The 19,468-nt window shown below is 69.4% G+C and carries 18 protein-coding genes; 1 reads left to right on the top strand and 17 read right to left on the bottom strand.

Going from position 1 to position 19,468, the window contains the following annotated elements:
- Nucleotides 1–138: 138 nt before the first annotated feature.
- From WBL05_RS08175 to WBL05_RS08130, 10 genes are all read right to left on the bottom strand, one after another.
- Complete coding sequence (locus WBL05_RS08175) at nt 139–876, bottom strand: pseudouridine synthase (RefSeq protein WP_424225098.1); 738 nt, start codon at nt 874–876, stop codon at nt 139–141.
- The gene (scpB, locus tag WBL05_RS08170; RefSeq protein WP_424225097.1) at nt 857–1,516 is read right to left on the bottom strand and encodes an SMC-Scp complex subunit ScpB; all 660 of its coding nucleotides are present in this window, start codon (nt 1,514–1,516) and stop codon (nt 857–859) included. The genes WBL05_RS08175 and scpB overlap by 20 nt, the downstream gene beginning before the upstream one ends.
- The gene (locus WBL05_RS08165; RefSeq protein WP_424225096.1) at nt 1,513–2,337 is read right to left on the bottom strand and encodes a segregation and condensation protein A; all 825 of its coding nucleotides are present in this window, start codon (nt 2,335–2,337) and stop codon (nt 1,513–1,515) included. The genes scpB and WBL05_RS08165 overlap by 4 nt, the downstream gene beginning before the upstream one ends.
- Nucleotides 2,334–2,654, bottom strand: coding sequence for a hypothetical protein (locus WBL05_RS08160; RefSeq protein ID WP_424225095.1), 321 nt, complete (start codon nt 2,652–2,654; stop codon nt 2,334–2,336). The genes WBL05_RS08165 and WBL05_RS08160 overlap by 4 nt, the downstream gene beginning before the upstream one ends.
- Complete coding sequence (locus tag WBL05_RS08155) at nt 2,639–3,547, bottom strand: ParA family protein (RefSeq protein WP_424225093.1); 909 nt, start codon at nt 3,545–3,547, stop codon at nt 2,639–2,641. Before WBL05_RS08155 ends, WBL05_RS08160 begins: the two co-directional genes overlap by 16 nt.
- A gap of 72 nt (nt 3,548–3,619) precedes the next feature.
- A complete protein-coding gene (locus tag WBL05_RS08150; protein ID WP_424225103.1) occupies nt 3,620–6,022 on the bottom strand; it encodes a hypothetical protein in 2,403 nt (800 codons plus the stop codon).
- A gap of 5 nt (nt 6,023–6,027) precedes the next feature.
- Nucleotides 6,028–8,088 (bottom strand): efflux RND transporter permease subunit, encoded by a 2,061-nt coding sequence (locus tag WBL05_RS08145; protein ID WP_424225091.1) that lies wholly within the window; start codon nt 8,086–8,088, stop codon nt 6,028–6,030.
- A gap of 105 nt (nt 8,089–8,193) precedes the next feature.
- Nucleotides 8,194–9,120, bottom strand: a complete 927-nt coding sequence (gene xerD, locus WBL05_RS08140; protein WP_424225102.1) for a site-specific tyrosine recombinase XerD — start codon at nt 9,118–9,120, stop codon at nt 8,194–8,196.
- Between the two features lie 43 nt (nt 9,121–9,163).
- Nucleotides 9,164–9,820 (bottom strand): NUDIX domain-containing protein, encoded by a 657-nt coding sequence (locus WBL05_RS08135; protein ID WP_424225100.1) that lies wholly within the window; start codon nt 9,818–9,820, stop codon nt 9,164–9,166.
- Between the two features lie 17 nt (nt 9,821–9,837).
- A complete protein-coding gene (locus WBL05_RS08130; protein ID WP_424225090.1) occupies nt 9,838–11,517 on the bottom strand; it encodes a CTP synthase in 1,680 nt (559 codons plus the stop codon).
- A gap of 81 nt (nt 11,518–11,598) precedes the next feature.
- Here WBL05_RS08130 and WBL05_RS08125 point away from each other — a divergent pair, with 81 nt between their 5' ends.
- A complete protein-coding gene (locus WBL05_RS08125) occupies nt 11,599–12,657 on the top strand; it encodes an ATP-dependent DNA ligase (protein WP_424225089.1) in 1,059 nt (352 codons plus the stop codon).
- Here WBL05_RS08125 and pyrB read toward each other — a convergent pair.
- From pyrB to WBL05_RS08090, 7 genes are all read right to left on the bottom strand, one after another.
- Complete coding sequence (gene pyrB, locus WBL05_RS08120; RefSeq protein ID WP_424225087.1) at nt 12,654–13,703, bottom strand: aspartate carbamoyltransferase; 1,050 nt, start codon at nt 13,701–13,703, stop codon at nt 12,654–12,656. The genes WBL05_RS08125 and pyrB overlap by 4 nt on opposite strands.
- A 93-nt stretch (nt 13,704–13,796) precedes the next feature.
- Complete coding sequence (gene recN, locus WBL05_RS08115; RefSeq protein ID WP_424225085.1) at nt 13,797–15,485, bottom strand: DNA repair protein RecN; 1,689 nt, start codon at nt 15,483–15,485, stop codon at nt 13,797–13,799.
- Nucleotides 15,486–16,421: an NAD kinase gene (locus WBL05_RS08110; protein ID WP_424225083.1), complete on the bottom strand. Its 936-nt coding sequence runs from the start codon at nt 16,419–16,421 to the stop codon at nt 15,486–15,488.
- A 73-nt stretch (nt 16,422–16,494) separates the two neighbouring features.
- Nucleotides 16,495–17,238 (bottom strand): TlyA family RNA methyltransferase, encoded by a 744-nt coding sequence (locus tag WBL05_RS08105; RefSeq protein WP_424225081.1) that lies wholly within the window; start codon nt 17,236–17,238, stop codon nt 16,495–16,497.
- Entirely contained in the window at nt 17,235–17,444 is a 210-nt protein-coding gene (locus tag WBL05_RS08100; RefSeq protein WP_424225079.1) for a hypothetical protein, read from the bottom strand. Before WBL05_RS08100 ends, WBL05_RS08105 begins: the two co-directional genes overlap by 4 nt.
- On the bottom strand, nt 17,441–18,400 hold the full coding sequence (locus tag WBL05_RS08095) for an HAD-IIA family hydrolase (protein WP_424225099.1): 960 nt from the start codon (nt 18,398–18,400) through the stop codon (nt 17,441–17,443). The genes WBL05_RS08100 and WBL05_RS08095 overlap by 4 nt, the downstream gene beginning before the upstream one ends.
- Nucleotides 18,401–18,429: 29 nt before the next feature.
- A partial coding sequence (locus WBL05_RS08090) for a tetratricopeptide repeat protein (protein ID WP_424225077.1) occupies nt 18,430–19,468 on the bottom strand: 1,039 nt, incomplete at its 5' end.

The following is a 19,468-nucleotide window of genomic DNA, read 5'->3' as shown; positions in this document are numbered from 1 at the left end:
CCGCTGACCGCCGCCAGGCGCAGCGTGCGGGTGGACAGTCTGGATCCGCAGGAAGGCACCAGAGCAGACTACCGTCCCGGTCCGAACGGTCCGCCCGCCGGGTGCGACCCCGGGCGGGCAGGACCGTCGACGGGGCTGTCAGCGGCCGATCACGTCGAGCAGCGCCCCAAGTTCTTCCCGGGTCAGCTCCCGGGTCTCGCCGACCGGGAGCGAGCCGAGCCGCACCGGGCCGATCGAGATCCGCGACAACCGGCGCACCGGGTGACCGATGTTGTCGAAGATCCGGCGGACGATCCGGTTTCGTCCTTCGTGCAGGGTGATCTGGACCATGCTCCGGGACTCGGCCCGGGTGACCAGCTTCACCCGGTCGGGCTTGATCGGCCCGTCGTCCAGCATCAGGCCCTTCTCCAGCCGCCGCAACGTCTTGTTGTCGAGCAGGCCCTCCACCTCGGCCAGGTAGGTCTTGGGCACCTCGTGGCTGGGGTGGGCGAGCTTGTTGGCGAAGTCGCCGTCGTTGGTGAGGATCAGCAGTCCTTCGGTGTCGGTGTCCAGGCGTCCGACGTGGAAGAGCCGCTGGTGGCGCGGCACGTACTGTTCGAGGGTGGGTCGGCCCTGCGGGTCGTCCATCGTCGAGACCACTCCGCGCGGCTTGTTGAGCACCAGGTACAGGTGCCGCCTGGGCGGCGGGATGCGCGACCCGTCCACCCTGATCGTGTCGCGCTCGGGATCGACGCGGACGCCCTGCTCGGTTACCACCTTGCCGTTCACCTCGACCCGGCCGGCGGCGATAAGTTCCTCGCTGACTCGGCGGCTGGCCACCCCGGCCTGGGCGAGCACCTTCTGCAGCCGGATGCCCTCAGTGGGTTCTTGGGTCATCGGAATCCTCCACGTTGTCAGGAATGATCGCCAGGGCAGCGAGTTCGGCCTCCAGGTCCGCTGCCTCGGGCAGGTGTGGTGCGATCGGCGGCAGGTCGGCCAGGCCGGCCAGGCCCAACCGCTCCAGGAAGTAGTCGGTGGTGCTGAGCAGCCCCGCGCCGGTGGTCTCGTCGTGTCCGGATTCGACGACCAGTCCGCGGGCCAGCAGGGTGCGCACCACACCGTCCACGTTCACCCCGCGGACAGCGGCCACCCTCGACCGGGAGACCGGCTGGGAGTAGGCGATCACCGCCAGGGTCTCCAGGGACGCCTGGCTGAGCCGGTTCTGCTGGCCCTCGATCACCCACCGCGAGATCAGCTCGGCCTGCTCCGGCCGGGTCAGGTAGCGCCAGCCACCGGCCACGTTGCGCAACTGGAAGCCGCGTCCGGTTTCGTCATAGAAGCGTGCCAGGTCCGCCAGCGCCGCCAGCACGGTCCCGGTGGGCGCGTCCACCGCCTCGGCCAGCAGCTCGGCCGACAACGGCTCGGTGGCCAGCAGCAGCAGCGCCTCCAGGTCGGCCGCCAGCTGCACTGCCGAGCGCTCCACCGCCGGCGCGGATTCGGCCCCGCTCGTCGTTGCGCCCCCCGGTACTTCGCTCATTGCGGGCCCTCCGTTCTGGTCTGTTCGACCGCCGGCCGGTCGAACTCATCCGAGATCTGCAGCTCCCCGGACTGTTCGCCGGTCCAGCGGATGGTGAGTTCGCCCAGCGGCGCCAACTGCTCGAAGCCGACCTGTCCGAGCCGGAACAACTCCAGCAGGGCGAGGAAGCGCGCCACCGCCACCAGCCGCCCGGCGCCGCCGGTGAGCGCCCGGAAGGTCATGGTACGCGCACTCCGCAGCCGGTCGACCACGATGTCGGCCTGCTCGGCGACGCTGACCTGGGGGATGTGCAGCTGTTCGAGCGGCATCGCCGGTTCCTCGGCCCGGGAGAATGCCCGCTCGGCCAGCCTGGCGAGCCTGGCCGCGCCACCGGGGATCGTGACCTCCGGCAGCAAGCCGCGGAACTGGTCCTCCAGCCCGCCGGGGCGGGCCCGCAGCAATTGCTCGGCCGCTATCCGGTCGGCGAACCAGGCCGAAATCTGCTTGTACGCGCGGTACTGCAGCAACCGGGCGAACAGCAGGTCGCGGGCCTCCAGCACCGCCAGGTCCTCGGGGTCGTCGACGTCGCCGCTGGGCAGCAACCGGGCCGCCTTCAGGTCGAGCAGGGTGGCGGCCACCACCAGGAACGATGAGGTCTGCTCCAGGTCCCACACCTCGCCGCCGGCCCTGACGTAGCCGATGAACTCGTCGGTCACCCGGCTGAGCGCCAGTTCGGTGATGTCGAGTTTGTGTCGGCCGATCAGCTGCAGCAGCAGGTCGAACGGTCCGTCGAAGTTGTCCAGCTTGATCCGGAACCCAAGGCCGGGTTCGGGCCCGGTCATTGCCGAAGCCGCGCCACGTACGGCGACTGCTCACCGTTGGCGGCCAGGTCGGCCACCATCACGCCGACCGCTTCGCGGACCAGCCGGCCCCGGTCGACGTTGATGCCGAGCTCACGCAGCCACACCCGGGTCTTCTCCATCTCGAGCAGCTCCGCCGAGCTGACGTAGACGGTGATCTTCTCGTCGTGCCGGACGCGTCCGCTGGCGCCCCCGGACGCCGGACGCGCGGGCTCGACCGGACCGGTCTGCGGGGTGGCGGTGGGCTGCTCGCCGCCGAAGAGCTCGTCGGCGCCCGGCAGTTTCACCCGCCGTGGCATCGCAGGAGCACCTCCCTGGCGAGCATCCGGTACGCGGCGGCACCCGGTGAGGACGAGGCGTAACTGGTGATCGGTTCACCGGCGACGGTGGTCTCGGGGAACTTGATGGTGCGCCGGATGACGGTGTGGAAGACCTTGTCGCCGAACGCCTCCAGGACCCGCTCCAGCACCTCGCGGCTGTGCAGAGTCCGGGAGTCGTACATGGTGGCCAGGATGCCGATCAGTTCGAGGTCGTTGTTGAGCCGGTCGGTCACCTTGGCGATGGTGTCGGTCAGCAGAGCGACGCCGCGCAGCGCGAAGAACTCGCACTCCAGCGGGATGAGCACCTTGTCGGCGGCGGTCAGGGCATTGACGGTTAGCAGACCGAGCGACGGTGCGCAGTCGATGAGGATGAAGTCGTAGCGGTCGCGGATCGGGTCGAGCACCCGCTTCAGGGTCAGCTCGCGGGCGACCTCGCTGACCAGTTGCAGTTCGGCCGCCGACAGGTCGATGTTGGCCGGCAGCAGGTCGAGGTTGTCCTCCGCGGTGGACAACGCGATCTCGTCGAAGGAGTACTCCCGGCTGAGCAGCAGGTCGTAGATGGACTGGTCGAGGGTGTGCGGGTTGACCCCCAGCCCCACCGACAGCGATCCCTGCGGGTCGAAGTCGACCAGCAGCACCCGGCGTCCGGTCTCGGCCAGCGCGGCACCGAGGTTGATGGTGGTGGTGGTCTTGCCCACCCCGCCCTTCTGGTTCGTCAGCGCGATGATGATGGCACTCTTCGGGCCGGCCTGCGGCGCTGTCGGCTCGGGCAGATCGGGCAGTGGACGTCCGGTGGGCCCCAGGTCGCCGTGGTCCTCGTCCCCGTCCACCTCGAACAAGCCTTCGTCGGCCCGATGTGGGACGTCATTCATCCGCTCGCTCCTTCGCCCGATGTCGTGCCAAACGATAGTCGACAAATCACCGCGCAGATTCGATCGTGAGGATTACCTGAAGATGTCCAGCAACCGGTCCCAGATCGACCCGGCCGAGTCGTCCTCCGGTTCGGCCGGCTCGGGGGTCGGCTCGGTCTGGGCGTCCACCAGGTAGATGAACTGGACCCGCTCGATGCCGGTGTTGCGGGGATCGGCGAACGAGACAAGGGTGAAGTCGCCCGGCAGCAGGTCGGCCAGCGCCTCATCGATCCGTTCGGTCAACTGCTGGTTCATGTCGCTGGTCTCGGCCCGCAGCGTGGCCGCTCCGTCGCCCAGTTCGGCGCCGCCGTCGTTCAGGGCGGCCAAGCCGCCTGTGAACCGCCCCACCCCGGCCGCGTATTCACCGACCCCGCTGGCGTACTGCCACAGCCCCGAGCGTACCTGCTGGTCGCCGCTGAGCAGTTCACCGTGGCCGGCAACCAGATCGTCCCCACCGGCGGCGAGCTGACCGGCGCCGTCGACGACCAGGCCACCCCGGTCAGTGAACTCGGCGGCGCCGTCGCGAAGCCGCCAGATGCCATCGTTGAGTTGGGCGGCGCCATCGGCCAGTTCGCCGGCCCCTGCCGCCAGCTCGTCACCGGACGCTGCCAGTAGGCCCAGGCCGTCGCTGAGCTGCTGGGCGCCACCCAGCAGGCCGGGATCGCCGCCCACCCCGAGGTAGGCCTGCTCGACGCCGTCCACGTAGGCGACCAGCCCCTCGTGGAAGGTGCGGTAGTTGGAGGCCAGCAGCCCGATGCCCGCCGACAGTTGCTGCAGGTCGTCTACCTGGATTGCCTGCAGGGTGGAGTTCAGCCGGCTGATCAGGTCGCGGGCGGTGTCGTACTCGGCCTGCAGGTTCTCCAGTGCGGTCAGCACCCCCTGCACCAGCGGGTCGAGGCCGGACAGCGCGGCTCGGGTAGACCGCAGCTCGGCGCTGGCCGCGTCGAGCTGTCGGCCCTGTTCGGCCATATAGGCCAGCAGAGCCTGCGCCTCCGGGTTGTCCTGGACGTCGATGCCCAACTGGGTGACTACCGCGTCTGCGTCCTGCAGCGAGGCTGCGATCCGTTCGATCTCGGTGACCGAGTTGTCGAAGCGGTTGAGGGACTCGCGCAACAGGCTGAGGAAGGCCTCGAACTCGGCTGCGTCCACAGCCGCCGCGAAGTCGTCGAACGCGCCGGAGACCGTCTGCAGCAGACCCAGCAGCAGCTCGAGTTCCGCGTCGGTCAGCGGGACGCTCAGGGCGGCCACCATGGCCTCCAGTGCAGCCAGGATCTGCGCCGATCCGCTGACCAGGCTGGGGTCGGCGTACTTACCCTGCTCGGTGAGCTGGCCCAAGCCGTCGGCCAGTTCGGCCACCCCGGCGGTCAGTTGCTGGCTGCCAGCGGCCGCATCATCCAGGCCTTCGCTGAACTGGGTGACTCCGGTGCTGTAGGTGCCTAGGCCGGAGGCCAACTGGGAGCTGCCGTCGGCCAACTGGTCGATACCGGCGGCGAACTGTCCGATGCCGTCGCTCAGCGCCGTCATGCCTGCGGAGAACTCGTGCACTCCGTCGTTGTACTGACGCAAGCCGGCATCGAACTCCCCGCGCCCGGCCGCCAGCTGGTCGAATCCCCGGGACAACAGGCGGGCGTTGTCGGCCAGTGCCGCTGCCCCGCTGTTCAACTGGCTGCTGGCGTTGTCCAGCTGGTCGACCCCGGAGGTGAACTCGCCGACCCCGTCGGCCAGCAGTGCGATCGCGTCCTGCAGCGCAACCAGGTCGCCGACGTACTCTGCTGGATCCGGCAGGTCAAGCATCATCTGGTAGGGCAGCCCGGCGACCTGGATCTGCCCGAGGTGGGCATTCCTGGCCATGGCGCTGACCTCGAAGTCGGACTCGGCTCCAGGCAGTGCGGTGAAGTTCACCACCGAGGTGGCGCCGCTGGCTGCGATGGTGGCGCCGTCGGCAGTGATCCGGCTGAAGTACTGGGTGTCGAGGTTGACCGACACCTGCAGCAGGTAGTTGTCGAAGAAGACCGGGTCGACTTCCGGGTTGGGTCGGATGCTGATGCGGATGGTGACCTCGCCTGCCTCACCCTGAAGTTCCGCTGCGCTCACCGGGCGGGCGTCCAATCGGTAGTCCAGGCCGATCAGCCAGGGCAGCTCGGTGCTGGTCGCCTCACCCTGGTAGAAGAAGTCACCGGGTTCGGTGGTCACCTGCACCCGGTCGGCGTCGTGCTCGATGTGGTCGGTGTTGGTCAGGTTGACCACCCGCCGGTAGTCGCCGTAGTCGGTTATCCGCCCCTGTGCCTCGGGGAACGCGTTGACGATGAAGACCCCGGTGGGCTGGCCATTGGCGGCGAGGTGGGCGTAGACAACCTCCTCCTTGGGAGAGCCTGCGGGGTTCCCGACCGCCGGCGCGGCGGCCAGCACCATGAGCCCCAGGATCAGGGCGATCATCCGCTTCACTGTTCGCTCCTTGTGAATCTGACCTTCCAGGTGGTCTTCTCGATGGCCCGGTCGAAGACCAGCAGCAGCCCCGGAAGGAAGAGGTTGACCATCACGAACGAGATCAGGGCGCCCCGGCCAAGCACCGCGCCGAGCTGGGAAACCACCTCCAGCGACGAGACCAGGTTGAGGATCAGCCCGGCGGACGCCAGAATCAGGGCCGGCGTCAGCAGGGTTCCGAAGGTCTCGCCGACGGTCTTGGTGATCGACTCCCGCTTGGACATCGTGCCACGGTTGCCGAGGTAGTGCTGGGTGAACAGGATGCCGTAGTCGACGGTGGCCCCGAGTTGTACGGTGCTGATGATCAGGTAGCCGATGTAGACCATGTAGTTGCCGCTGAAGTACGGCACCGCCAGGTTCAGCCAGATGGCGCCTTCGATGGTGAGCACCAGCAGGAACGGGATCAGCAGCGACCGGAAGCTGACCAGCAGCACCAGCCAGACCGTGGCGATCGCCAGGCCGTTGACGACGATGTTGTCGGCGGTGATGCTGGTCCTCATGTCGTACAGCACCACCGACTCGCCAGTCAGGTGGTAACTGTCCGGGTAGTGCTCCTGGGCGACCTGGCGCACCTGCTCGACCAGCGCGAACGCCTCGTCACCCTCCTTTGCGGTGTCCACCGTCAGGACTATCCGCGAGTAGTTCTCGCTGAGCAGGGACGACAACTGGTCCTGGGGCAGCACCTCGGCGGGCAGCAGCCGGCCGACCTGGGTCTGGTAGGACGCCACGGCGACCACCCGGTCGAGTCCGGCGAGCTCGGTTTCGAGCTGGTGCTCGGCACCCCACTGGCCGCGGGGCACCAGCAGCGCCATCGGCAGCGCCCGCCCGAACTCGGCCTGGATGAAGTCGCGGTCGGCGTCCTCCCGGGAGCCGATCGGGTAGGCGCCGGTGCCGTATCGGAAGTCGTTCATGCCCTGGGCGACGAAGGCGACCGGCAGCAGCAGACCGATCAGCAGCAACCAGTACGCCGACCGGGAGACTGCGCGCCCCAGTGGACGGAAGCTGGGCAGCAGCGAGCGGTGGCTGGTGGCTTCCACGGCCCGGTCGAGGACGAGCATCAGCGCCGGCATGAAGAAGATCACGCAGAGCAGACTGAACCCGACGCCCTTGGCCAGCACCACGCCGAGGTCGGGGCCGAGCTGGAAGCTCATGAAGACCAGCGCCAGGAAGCCGAAGATCGTGGTGGCCGAGGACACCAGGATCGCCGTCGAGCTCTCCACGATGGCCAGCACCAGCGACTCCCGACGATCCACCCCCGCTGTCAGGTACCGCTTGCGGGCGTGCAGCATGAAGATCCCGTAGTCCATCGAGACCGCGAACTGCAGGACGCCGGCCACCGCTGCGGTGATGAACGAGATCTCGTCCAGGAAGACGTTGGTGCCCATGTTGAGGGCGATCGCCACCCCGATGGTGCCGGCCAGGATGAGCGGCTCCAGCCATGACAGCGTGGACAGGGTGAGCAGCAGCAACCCGAGCGGGATCATGAACAGCATGATCGTGTTCACCTCGGTGCTGGTGGACACCTGGGCAAGCGCCAGGTCGACCAGCTGGCCCTCCACCGCACCGTCCGGGGTAGCGATCTGCTGCAGTTCGGCGAGGGTGGTGGTGGTGTCCGCCAGGTCGACCGAGACCTGGAAGAGCGCGCCACCATCGGCGGTGAGGAAGCCCGACACCAGATCGGGGTCGGCCAGCTCGAGCGGCACCTTGAGGTCGAGGAAGTCGTCCAGCCAGAGCACTGACTCAACGGTGGGCAGCGCCTCGATCTGCTGCCTGGTCGCGACCGCCTCGGCCAGTGTCAGGTCGGGCACGTACACCCGCGCGTTGGGTATCGAGTCGTCGAACTCCTCGGCGATCACGTTCATCGCCACCGTGGACGGCGAGTCGTCCGGCACGTAGTCGGCCAGGTTGAAGTTGATCGGCACCAGCAGCGTCAGCAGCCCGCAGACCGCGGTCAGCGCGCCGAACACGACAAGCAGCAGCTTGCTGTGTCCGACGATGAACTCGGCGACCTTGTGCATTGCGCGTTGTGGTCCGATCCTTGGCTGCGGGTGGCGGCTGCGCCACCCGATTCAGTCTCCCGCGGTCCTCCTCCGGATTCAATACACGGTCGTATCGGGATCGTTTCAGCCCAGCGCTCGCGGGTGGGCGCTGCGGTAGACCTCGCGCAGGTGTTCGACGGTGACCTCGGTGTAGATCTGGGTGGTGGTGACCGATGCGTGGCCCAGCAGTTCCTGCACGACCCGGATGTCGGCGCCGCCGTCCAGCAGGTGGGTGGCGAAGCTGTGCCGCAGGCTGTGCGGCGACACGTCGGTGTTGATGCCGGCGGCGGCGGCCCGCGCCCGGATGACCGCCCAGGCGCTCTGCCTGGACAGCCGCTGGCCCCGGGTGTTGAGCAGCAGTGCGGGTGCGCTGCGCCCGGCGGCCTCGACGATGGCGGGCCGGCCGCGGACCAGCCAGGCGTCCAGCGCCTGCCGGGCGTAGCTGCCCAGCGGCACCATTCGTTCCTTGTTGCCCTTGCCGACCAGCCGCAGGCCCAGCTCCGGGTCGTCCAGCACCCGGCTGACGTCGTCCACGTCCAGGTCGATGACCTCGCTGATCCGGGCCCCGGTGCCGTACAGCAGTTCGAGCAGGGCGGCGTCCCTGAGCCCGACCGGGGTGCTGCGGTCGATGCCGTCCAGCAGCCGCTGCACCTGGTCGATCGACAGCGCCTTCGGCAGCCGCTTGCCCAGCCTTGGTGGCGAGATGTCCACCGCCGGGTTGCCGGACGCCAGCGACTCTGCGACGGCGAAGGTGTGCAGGGCCCGGACCGCCACCACCATCCGGGCCACGCTGGCCACCGCCAACGGCCGGTGGTCGTCGTAACCGGACGCCAGGTCGGCCTGGTAGGCGGCGATGTCGGCGGGAGTGACCTGGTCGATGTCGTCGATGTCCCGGGCTGCCAACCACTCCAGGTAGCGGTTCAGGTCGCGCCGGTAGGCGGCGACGGTGTTCTGCGACAGGCCCCGCTCGACCATCAGGTGGTCCAGGTAGCCGCGCAGCAACCGCTGCAGCCTGGGCGATCCGGCGTACGGGTTGCCGGTGGTGCGGGCGGAGTCAGCCGATTTCGTGATCGCGGTGCTCCTTGGCTGAGCGGGCCGGCCACTCGGCGTCTGCGGGCCGCAGCCGGTCGAGGCGGCCCTGCTCGATGGCCAGGGCCAGCGCCAGGGTGCCGCTCACCATGGTGGGGCTCTGCACCTGCCCGGCGTAGACCATGTCGACCAGTTGCCGCAGCGGCAGCCAGTACAGGCCCATGTCGGTTTCCTCACCCTCCACCTGGAAGCCCGCCGGCAGCGGCGCCTTCGAAAGGTCGCGGGCGAGGAAGATGCGGATGGATTCCTGCAGGCCACCCGGTGAGGTGAAGATGTCGACCAGGATGCGCCAGTCGGCAGCCGCCAGCTCGGCCTCCTCGGCCAGTTCACGCCTGGCGGCCTCGATGGCGGGCTCACCGTCGATGTCCAGGATGCCGGCGGGCGGCTCGACCAGCCGGTAGCCGACAGGGTGCCGGTACTGGTGGACGACCGCGATCCGGTCGTCGGCGTCCATGGCCATCACGGCGACCGCACCCGGATGGCCCACCCACTGCCGGACCAGCCGCTCGCCGTCCGGGGTTGCGATGGCGTCCTCGATGAAGTTCTGGATGCGGCCGCTGGCCTGCACCTCGCGGTTCAGCGTCGGCCAGTTCTCTGGCCGGTCGACCACCTCTGGGTGCACGACCTGGTTCTGGTCACTCACTGGTCCTCCTCCTGCTGCGCCGCGGGTTGCCCCGCTCCATTGTGGCGGCTGCGCCGGGCGGCTGCCGCCACCAGGCCCCGGAACAGCGGGTGCGAGGTGAGCGGACGCGACCTGAACTCGGGGTGGGCCTGGGTGGCGACGAAGAACGGGTGCACCTCGGACGGTAGCTCGACGAACTCGGCCAGGTTCCCGTCGGGCGACAACCCGGAGAAGACCAGGCCGGCCGACTCCAGTTGGGCGCGGTAGGCGTTGTTCACCTCGTAGCGATGGCGGTGGCGTTCGCTTACCTGCTGGCGGCCGTACAGTTCGCGGACCAGGCTGCCATCGGCCAGCAGGGCGGGATAGCTGCCCAGCCGCATCGAGCCGCCCAGGTCGCCGGCCCCGGCGACTATCGACTGCTGCTCGGCCATCGTCGCGACCACCGGAGCAGGCGTGTCCGGGTTGAACTCGCTGGACGCCGCGCCGGCTATGCCGGCCAGGTTCCGGGCCACTTCCACCACCATGCACTGCATCCCCAGGCACAACCCCAGGATCGGCAGCCGCTGCTCGCGGGCGTAACGGATCGCCCCGATCTTGCCCTCCACTCCGCGAACTCCGAAGCCGCCGGGCACCACCACGCCGTCCACGGTTCCCAGCTGCGTGGCGGCGCCCTTCGGGGTTTCGCAGGCATCGCTGGGCACCCACTTGATCTGCACCCGGGCGCGGTTGGCGTAGCCACCGGCCCGGATCGCCTCGACCACGCTCAGGTAGGCGTCCGGCAGGTCGATGTACTTGCCCACCACGGCGATCGTCAGGTGGTGTTCGGGGTGCTCGATGCGGTCCAGCAGGTCGCCCCAGGCGGTCCAGTCGACGTCGCGGAACCGCAGGCTGAGGTGGCGCACCAGGTAGGCGTCCAGTCCCTCGGCGTGCAGCACCCGCGGGATCTGGTAGATGCTGGCGGCGTCCGGGCAGCTGACCACCGCCTCGGTCGGCACATCGCAGAACATCGCGATCTTGGCCTTGATCGGCTCCGGGATGGCCACTTCGGCGCGGCAGACGATGGCGTCCGGCTGGATGCCGGCCGCCCGTAGCGCGGCCACCGAGTGCTGGGTCGGCTTGGTCTTCAGCTCAGCGCTGGGGCCGATGTAGGGCACCAGCGAGACGTGCAGGAAGAAGACGTTGTCGCGGCCGATGTCGTGGCGCATCTGGCGGGCCGCCTCCAGGAACGGCTGCGACTCGATATCGCCGACGGTGCCGCCGATCTCGTGGATGACCACGTCGTCGTCGGGGTGGGCGACGGCCAGCATGGCGTCCTTGATGGCGTTGGTGATGTGCGGGATGACCTGAACGCACTCACCCAGGTACTCGCCGCGGCGTTCGGCCTGGATGACCCGCATGTACACCTGCCCGGTGGTGACGTTGGCGGCGGCGCCCAGGTTCCGGTCGAGGAACCGCTCGTAGTGCCCGATGTCCAGGTCGGTCTCGGCGCCGTCCTCGGTGACGAAGACCTCGCCGTGCTGGAACGGGTTCATGGTGCCGGGATCGACGTTCAGGTACGGGTCGAGCTTCTGCATGGTGACCCGCAACCCGCGGGCGACCAGCAGGTTGCCGAGGCTCGCAGCGGTCAGCCCCTTGCCCAGTGAGGAGGCGACGCCCCCGGTGACGAATACGTGTCTGGTTTCGCGCGCGTTGCCCACGGATCTCCAGCGTAGCCGCGCCCCCAGCCGGGCATGTTTCGGCGGCGTTACGCTTCCTGCCGACTTGGGCGGCGTGCTGTGATGGGACGCGTGAGCCTGCCATTGACCCTGCCGATCGATCCGATGCTGGCCAAGTCGGTAGACCAGATCCCGACCGGCCTGGAGTTCATCTACGAACCCAAGTGGGACGGCTTCCGCTGCATCATCAGCCGCGACGGCGACGAGGTGGTGCTCGGCAGTCGGGGCAGGAAGCCGCTCACGGTGTACTTCCCTGAGGTGGTGGCGACGCTCACCGGCTGGTTGCCGGACGGTGTGGTGCTGGACGCGGAACTGGTCGTCCGCTCCGGTGAGCCGGGCGCCGAGCGGCTGGAGTGGGAGATGCTCAGCCAGCGGATCCACCCGGCGGCGTCCCGGATCAGGATGCTCAGCGAGCAGACCCCGGCCGAGGTGGTCTGCTTCGACCTGTTGGCCGCCGCCGGGCAGGACCTGACCGGCCAGCGCTGGCAGCAGCGGCGCGAACGACTGGAGGCGCTGTTCGATGAGTTGCCCGACAACCCCTCGGTCCACCGCAGCCGCTACACCACCGACGTCGAGGTGGCCCGGCGCTGGTTCACCGTGTTCGAGGGTGCCGGTCTGGACGGACTGATCGCCAAATCGAACGAGTCGAGCTACCAGCCGGGCAGGCGCGGCTGGCTGAAGATCAAGCACAAGCGCACCGCCGAGGCGGTGGTGATCGGCTACCGGGTGCACAAGCGTGGCAGCGGTGTGGGTTCGCTGCTGCTGGCGATGTACGACGGTCAGGGGCGGCTGGTGCCGGTGGGTGGAATCGGCGCCTTCCCCGACGCGATGCGCGCAGAGCTGGAGGCCGAACTGCAGCCGTTGGTGCAGCGGGACGAGGACGACAACCCGGTGGTGCTGGAGAAGCAGCGGTCCCGGTTCTCCAGTTCCGATGACCAGAAGGTGATCGCGCTGGAGCCGACCCTGGTGGTCGAGGTGGCGTTCGACCAGCTCGAGGGGTCAAGGTTCCGGCATGCCGCCCAACTGCTTCGCTTCCGACCCGAGCGGGACGCCGAGAGCTGCCTGCTGGAGCAGGTGGAGCGGGCGCCGTCCTACGACCTGGCAGACGTACTGGCCGACTAGGGCCAGCGCAGGGTGGCGTCCCAGGGCCGCTGCTTGGTGGTCGCCTTGACCGCGTCCGGGGAGCAGCCGAGTGCGGTGAGGAAGATCGCCATTCGGATCAGGACGCCGTTGTCGGTCTGCCGGAAGATGGACAGGCCGGGCAGTTGGTCGACGTCGCTGCTGAGGTCGAAGGAGTCCAGCCGGGAGTCGCGAGGCAACGGGTGCATGATGATGATCTCCGAGGCCCCGGCCTCGGCGAGGATCTGCCGGTTCACCAGGTTGCCCGAGACGTTGGCGTTGGCGAGCACTTCCTCGGTCATCCGCTCCCGTTGCACCCTGGTCGCATACACCACGTCGGCGCCGGTCAGGGCGTCCGGCACCGAGTCGGTGTCGAAGACCCGGTGACCCCGGGCGCGGGCGTACTGGGCGATCTCGGGCGGCAGCTCCAGGCTGGGTGGGCTGAACATCCGGAAGGTGACGCCCTCGGCCAGCGACAGCAGCTTCATCAGCGAGTGCACGGTTCGGCCGTACTTCAGGTCGCCGACTATCGCGATCGTGCACCCGTCGACAGCCTTGTCACGGCGTTCCAGTTCGGAGCGCAGGGTGTAGAAGTCGAGCAGCGCCTGGCTGGGATGCTCTCCCGCACCGTCACCGGCGTTGATCACCGGGACCACCGAGGCGGCCGCGAACTCGGCGACCGACCCCTCGTCGGGGTGCCGCACCACCAGCGCGTCGGAGTAGCCGGAAACCACCCGCGAGGTGTCGGCGATCGACTCACCCTTGGCCATCGACGAGAAGGTGAAGCCGGTGGTGGTGGTCACCTCGCCGCCGAGTCGCAGGAACGCCGACTCGAAGCTCAACCTGGTGCGGGTGCTCGGTTCGAAGAACAGGCTGCCCAGCACCGCTCCGTCCAGGACGGTACAGATCGACTTTCGTTGTGCGATGGGCCGGACCAGGTCGGCCAGGTCGAACAACCGGTGGAGCGACTCCCGGTCGAACTGCTGCACGCTCAACAGGTGGCGTCCGGGGCCGAAGGGGGGCAACTCAGCAGGCACGTGCGCGGTCATCAAGGCTCCTCAGCAGCCCGGCCGCCCCGCCGGGCTGAAGGCAACCTACCATGCCGGATCCGTGACCCAAACGCGTCCCCGGCTGGCAGCGGATCATCCGCTGCGGGCAAGTTCCAGCAGGTCGCGGGCGTGCGCCACGCCGGAGTCGCTGTCGGCCAGGCCACCCATCATCCGCGACAGCTCCGCCTCGCGTTCGTCGTCGGTGAGCCGGCGAACATCGCTCGTGGTGACCTCACCGCGGCTGGACTTCGACACCACCCAGTGGGCGGACGCGAACGCCGCCACCTGGGCCAGGTGGGTGACCACGATCACCTGGGAGTGTTCGGCCAGTCGCGCAAGCCGCCGACCGACCTCGACCGCCACGGCGCCGCCGACCCCGGCATCCACCTCGTCGAAGATGAAGACGTGCCCGGGGTCGGCGCTGGCCAGCACGACCTCCAGGGCCAGCCGGACGCGCGACAGTTCGCCGCCGGAGGCTACCTTGGCCAGTGGTGCCGGAGTGCTGCCAGGGTTGGCGGCGAACAGCAGCTGGACCTGTTCGAGCCCGTGCGGGCCAGGGGCGGGCAGCGGGCGCAGGTCGAACCGGAGCCGGGCGTGCGGCATCGCCAGGGCCGCCAGTTCGGTCTGGACCTGGCCGCGCAGCCGGTCGGCGGCCTGTTCACGCAGTTCGCTCAGCCGGCCGCCGACCTCGGTTAGGCGGGCATCCAGTGCGGCAATCTCGTCGCCCAGCTCGGCCAGCCGCTGGTCACCGCCGCTTAGCCGGCCGAGCCTGCTGGCCGCGTCGGCCGCCCAGGCCAGCACCTCATCGACGTCCGACCCGTACTTGCGGGTGAGCGCCGCCAGGTCGGCGCGGCGGGCGGTGACGGCTTCGAGGCGCAGCGGATCGGCGTCCAGGTCGTTGAGGTACGAGGCCACATCGACGGCCAATTCGTTGACCTGCCCGGCGAGCAGGCGGGCCGCGGTGGCCAGCTCGGCCGCCTGGCCATCCAGCCGGGCGATCCCGGTCAGGGCATGCCGGGCGATCCCCACCAGGCCGATCGCGCCGGGGTCGTCCGGGTCACCTTCGTCCGAGCCGGACAGCGCATGACTGGCACGCGTGGCCAGCATCCGCAGGTCGTCCATCGCTTGCAGCCGGTTGGCCTCCGCGGCCAGCGCGGTGTCCTCACCAGGCTGCGGGTCGATCGCCGATATCTCCTCCAGCCCGAACCTCAGCAGGTCGGCTTGCCGGGCGCGTTCCTGGGCGTTACGGGCCAGGTCGTCGCGTTCGGCCCGCAGTCGTTCACCCCTGCGGTAGGTGTCCTGGTAGTCGGCCAGCGCCGCGGCCAGCTCTGGCCCGCCGCTGCGGTCCAGCACCTCGCGCTGCCGGTCAGGGCTGCCCAGCCTGATCTGCTCGGACTGGCCGTGGATGGTGGCCAGTTCGCCGGTGACGGAGGTGAGCCGGGAGATCGGGGTTTGCGTCCCGCCGACAAACGCCCGGGATCGGCCCTGCGCGCTGACCTGCCGGGCCACCAGCAGCTCGTCGGCGTCCAGCTCGGCGCCGATCTCGGCCAAGATGCCGCTCACCTGGTCGAGATCGGTGAATCGTCCCTCGACGATGGCCCGGTCGGCGCCGTGTCGCACGATCCCGGCGTCGGCGCGGACGCCGAGTAGCAGACCGATCCCGCTGACGACCATGGTCTTGCCGGCGCCGGTTTCGCCGGTCACCACGGTCATCCCGCTGGCCGGCTCGATGGTGACGTCGGCGATCACCCCGAGGTTGGAGATCCGTAGTTCGACGAGCATCTACTTGCGTCCCGCGCCCCGGAACCCGTCGATGGGCAGTTCGAACTTCTTCACCAGCCGTGAGGTGAACGGCTGCTCCTGCAGGCGGGCGACGCGCAAGTTGTGGCTGCCCCGCTTGATGCGCATCTTCGTGCCGGGGACGATGTCGGTGGTTCGGCGCCCGTCGCACCACAGCGTGGCATGCGCCCGGTTTTCCGAAAGGGTCAGGTCGACCACCGCGTCGGGGGCCAGCACCATCGGACGGGCGAACAGCGCGTGCGCGGCCATCGGGATGACCAGGAACGCCTGCACGTCCGGCCAGATGATGGGGCCGCCGAGCGAGAAGGCGTAGGCGGTGGAGCCGGTCGGGGTGGAGACCAGCATGCCGTCGCAGCCCCATCTGGACACCGGCAGGCGGTCGATCTCGACCAGGATGTCGAGCATCTTCTCGCGGGCGGCCTTCTCGACCGACACCTCGTTGACGGCGAAGGACGACCAGATCCGCTCACCTTCGGGTGAGGTGATTTCGACCGACAGGGTGAGCCGCTCCTCGACGAAGTAGTTGCGGTCGGCCACCTGGTCGACCAGCTTGTGGACGTCGTGGGACTCCAGCTCCGCCAGGAAGCCGACGTGGCCCAGGTTGACCCCGAGCAGCGGCACCCCCAGCGGAACCACCGACTCGGCTGCCCGAAGGATCGTGCCGTCGCCGCCGAAGACCACCATGAGCTCGACCCGGCCGAGCGATTCCCGGGTGGCCTGGTGGATCTCCAGGTCGCCCAGCCGCCGGGTCAGGTCGGGGATCCGCTCCCCGAGCCCGACGCACTCGATGCCGTTGGCCGCCATTTCGTGCACGAACTGAACCGCGACATCGACCGCTTCCGGGCGGGCGGGGTGCAGGATGACGCCAACTCCGCGTCGACCCGGTTGGCTGACGTCCTGCTGTTCGTTCTTGGCCACGTTGAGCAGCCTACTCGCGTCGGCCGACAGGCTGGCGGTGCGATCCGGCGCCGGGACGGACCGGTCCGCACCGTCAATCAGGTCGGTCGGCCGGCGGTCGCTCGAAGCAGGCGAAGTGTTCCACGTTGCCGGCCGGCCCGGGCAGGGTGCTGTCCGATCGCCAGCGGGCTTGCCACCCCAGCCCGGCGGCGTCGCCGAGCACGCCTTCGATCGCCTCCGACCGGTCTGTTGCGGAGTGGACTACGCCCCCGGGGCCCAGCCGTTCCCGGCCCACCTCGAACTGCGGTTTGATCATCAAGAGCGCCCGGCCGGCTGGGGTGAGGACGCCGAACAGTGGACGCAGCAGCAGCCGCAGGGAGATGAACGAGACGTCGGCGACCACCAGGTCGACCGGCCGGTCGTCCAGGTGGGCGAGGGTGAGGTCGCGCAGGTTGAGCCGTTCGCGAACGCGCACCCGCGGGTCGTCGCGCAGCTGGCCGGCCAGCTGGTCGTGGCCGACGTCCACGGCGTAAACCTCGCGGGCGCCCCGGCTGAGCAGCACCTGGGTGAATCCGCCGGTGGACGCGCCGGCATCCAGCACCCGGTGTGGGACCGTGACACCTGAGGCGTCCAGCGCCCCGAGCAGCTTGTGGGCGGCCCGCGACACCCACGGGTCGGTTTGGGTGGTCACCCGGTCGTGCGAACGCACCGGGTGGCCCGGCCTGGTCACCACCCGGCCGTTGAGCTGCACCCGGCCGGCGCGGATCAGTTCGGCGGCGTGTGATCTCGACCTGGCCTGCCCGGCCGCCACCACCGCCACGTCGAGGCGGACGCTCACCTGTGCTGGGTCACCGGTCTCGGCGCCGGGATCGGCTGCCGGGAGGTCTCCAGCACGCGCACCAGCACCTCGTGGGCGGCGACGAGCCGGTTCAACTGCTCGGTCGCATCCAGTTGTTCCAGGCCCGCAAGACCGGCCAGCGCGGCGTCGATCTGCGGCTGCCCGGTGATGGGGGCTTCGCTGGCCGGCTGCGGCTGTTCGGTCATGGCAGCCGGTCCAGGGCGGCGAGCGAGGCCGTAGCGTCCAGCTCGGGGGAGTGCCAGGTGAGGTGCACGATCGCCCACAGCGCGTCCAACTGCTGGCTGAGGTCGGCAAGCGGGGCGCTGACCTCGATCCGGCCAGCGACGACGCGGGCGGTGGCGCCCCGGCAGGTCACTTCGTCACCGTTCCAGACAGCTTCCCGACGCGGACGCAGCAGTCCGCGCAGGTCATGGCCGATGGCCGTGGGACGCTGCTTGGGGATCGCCCGGGCAAGTTCCCACTTGCCGTGGGCGCCGGTGAAGACCAGGAAGGAGTCGATCTCGACGTTGTTGGCGCCCTCGATATCGGTGTCGAGGCGGTCACCGACAAAAATCGGACGCGTGGCCGCCATCCGCCTGATGGTCTCCTGCAGCAACGGCGGGTACGGCTTGCCGGCGACGATCGGATCGACGTCGACGCAGACCCGGACGCAGGCGATCTGGGAGCCGGCTCCGGGTGTCATGCCCAGGTTGGTGGGCCGGTTGATGTCGGTGTTCGAGCCGTACCAGCGGGCTCCGCGCTGGACGGCGAAGGCGGCGTCGTCGAGCCGCGGGAAGCACATGTCCGGGTCGTAGCCCTGCACCACGGCGTCGGGGGCATGGGTGTGGTCGGGTACCAGGTTGAATCCGACGGCGGTCATCTCGTCGGCCAGCGCCTGCGAACCGCAGGCCAGCACCTTCGACCCGGCGGGCAGTTCACGGGCCATCAGTTGTGCGATGGCCTGTGCGCTGGTGACAACGTCGTCGGCGTCGCATTCGATGCCCAGTTCGTTGAGGTGCTCGACCACCACATCGGGGCTGCGGCCCGCGTTGTTGGTGACGAATCCGACCCTGACCCCCAGTTCGCGCAGATCGGCGATGCTCTCCGGGGCGCCGACCACCGGTTCGGGTCCGAGGTAGACCACGCCGTCCAGGTCGAACATCGCGCAATCGTAGTCATCGATCAACCGGCTCACTGCTCCTCCTCGGCGTTGTTGCCCTGCCCCGGCTCGACGGGCAGGCGGTCGTGGTCGTCCTCGACGACCTCGACATCCATGATCTCGAACTCGTCGTCGACCGGCTCGTCGCTGGGCTCGATGCCATCGAGTTCAGCTATGGCTGCCGAGATGGCAAGGCTGTCCTGGTCGTCGTAGTTGCGCACCGACAGTAGCCACTCACGGGCCGCTTCGGTCTTGCCGGCAGCTGCCAGCAGGTTCGCGTAGCCGAAGCGCAGCCGGGCCTGCCCCAGCCGGCCGCCACGACCGCTACTGATGGCGTCCTTGAGCAGGCGCATCGCCTCGGCACGCTGCCCCAGATCGTCCCGGACGCCCGCCTCCACCAGGAGCAACTCCACCTGCTGGGGGACGCTGAGCCGGGCCTGGCGGGCCTGCCGCAGGGTGCGCAGCGCCGCCTGGTGCTTGCCCACGGCACGCTCGCAGTCGGCGATCACCGGCAGGTAGTCGTCATCGCCGCTCATCCGGTGGATGGCGCGGTACTCGGTCAACGCGGTTTCATAGTCCTCGGCGGCGTACGCCGTCTCCGCGGTCACCTCACGCACCACGGGCAGTCGGGACGCCAGCCGGCGCGCCACCAGGGCGTGCCGCAGCGCTAACTGCGGGTCGGTGTCGACCAGTTCACCGACGGCCCTCAGGTGACCGCCCACTCGCGCCGCAAGGTTCTTGTTCAGGCCCCGAAGCTCGGCCCGCAGGGGTGTGGGCAGGCCGGTCTCGTCGTAACCGGTCGGCAACTCCGGTTCGTTCTCGGCAGGCTCCAGGCCTGGCGGAACGGGACGCGGCTCCTCGACCGTCCTCGGCTGCCTGCCGTAGGCGCGGTCGTCCTCCCGACGGGGACCCGGCTGACGTCGAGCGGTGCGGGGGCCGCCGGACCTGTCCCGTTCGCTGAAGTCCCGGACGCCAGCAGCCCGGCGACCTACCGGGGGACGGCCGGAGCGCTCCCCCGCGCGATAGTCACCTTCCCGCGGGGGCCGGCGTTCGGCAGAGGGACGCCGCCGC

Origin of the sequence: Brooklawnia sp., from assembly GCF_049651565.1 — a bacterium.
GTDB lineage: Bacteria > Actinomycetota > Actinomycetes > Propionibacteriales > Propionibacteriaceae > Brooklawnia.
Note: the sequence above shows the minus strand (reverse complement) of the source record. Positions and strands in the feature narration are given on the sequence as shown.

Excerpts from the sequence above, each read along its gene's own strand:
- pyrB (WP_424225087.1), bottom strand. The coding sequence starts at position 13,703 with ATGACCGCGCACGTGCCTGCTGAGTTGCCCCCCTTCGGCCCCGGACGC.
- WBL05_RS08150 (WP_424225103.1), bottom strand. The coding sequence starts at position 6,022 with ATGATCGCCCTGATCCTGGGGCTCATGGTGCTGGCCGCCGCGCCGGCG.
- WBL05_RS08155 (WP_424225093.1), bottom strand. The coding sequence starts at position 3,547 with ATGAATGACGTCCCACATCGGGCCGACGAAGGCTTGTTCGAGGTGGAC.
- WBL05_RS08160 (WP_424225095.1), bottom strand. The coding sequence starts at position 2,654 with ATGCCACGGCGGGTGAAACTGCCGGGCGCCGACGAGCTCTTCGGCGGC.
- scpB (WP_424225097.1), bottom strand. The coding sequence starts at position 1,516 with ATGAGCGAAGTACCGGGGGGCGCAACGACGAGCGGGGCCGAATCCGCG.
- WBL05_RS08175 (WP_424225098.1), bottom strand. The coding sequence starts at position 876 with ATGACCCAAGAACCCACTGAGGGCATCCGGCTGCAGAAGGTGCTCGCC.
- WBL05_RS08095 (WP_424225099.1), bottom strand. The coding sequence starts at position 18,400 with ATGTTCGACCTGGACGGCGTGGTCTACCTCGGACCCGAACCGGTGGTC.
- WBL05_RS08100 (WP_424225079.1), bottom strand. The coding sequence starts at position 17,444 with ATGACCGAACAGCCGCAGCCGGCCAGCGAAGCCCCCATCACCGGGCAG.
- WBL05_RS08165 (WP_424225096.1), bottom strand. The coding sequence starts at position 2,337 with ATGACCGGGCCCGAACCCGGCCTTGGGTTCCGGATCAAGCTGGACAAC.
- WBL05_RS08125 (WP_424225089.1), top strand. The coding sequence starts at position 11,599 with ATGGGACGCGTGAGCCTGCCATTGACCCTGCCGATCGATCCGATGCTG.
- WBL05_RS08145 (WP_424225091.1), bottom strand. The coding sequence starts at position 8,088 with ATGCACAAGGTCGCCGAGTTCATCGTCGGACACAGCAAGCTGCTGCTT.
- recN (WP_424225085.1), bottom strand. The coding sequence starts at position 15,485 with ATGCTCGTCGAACTACGGATCTCCAACCTCGGGGTGATCGCCGACGTC.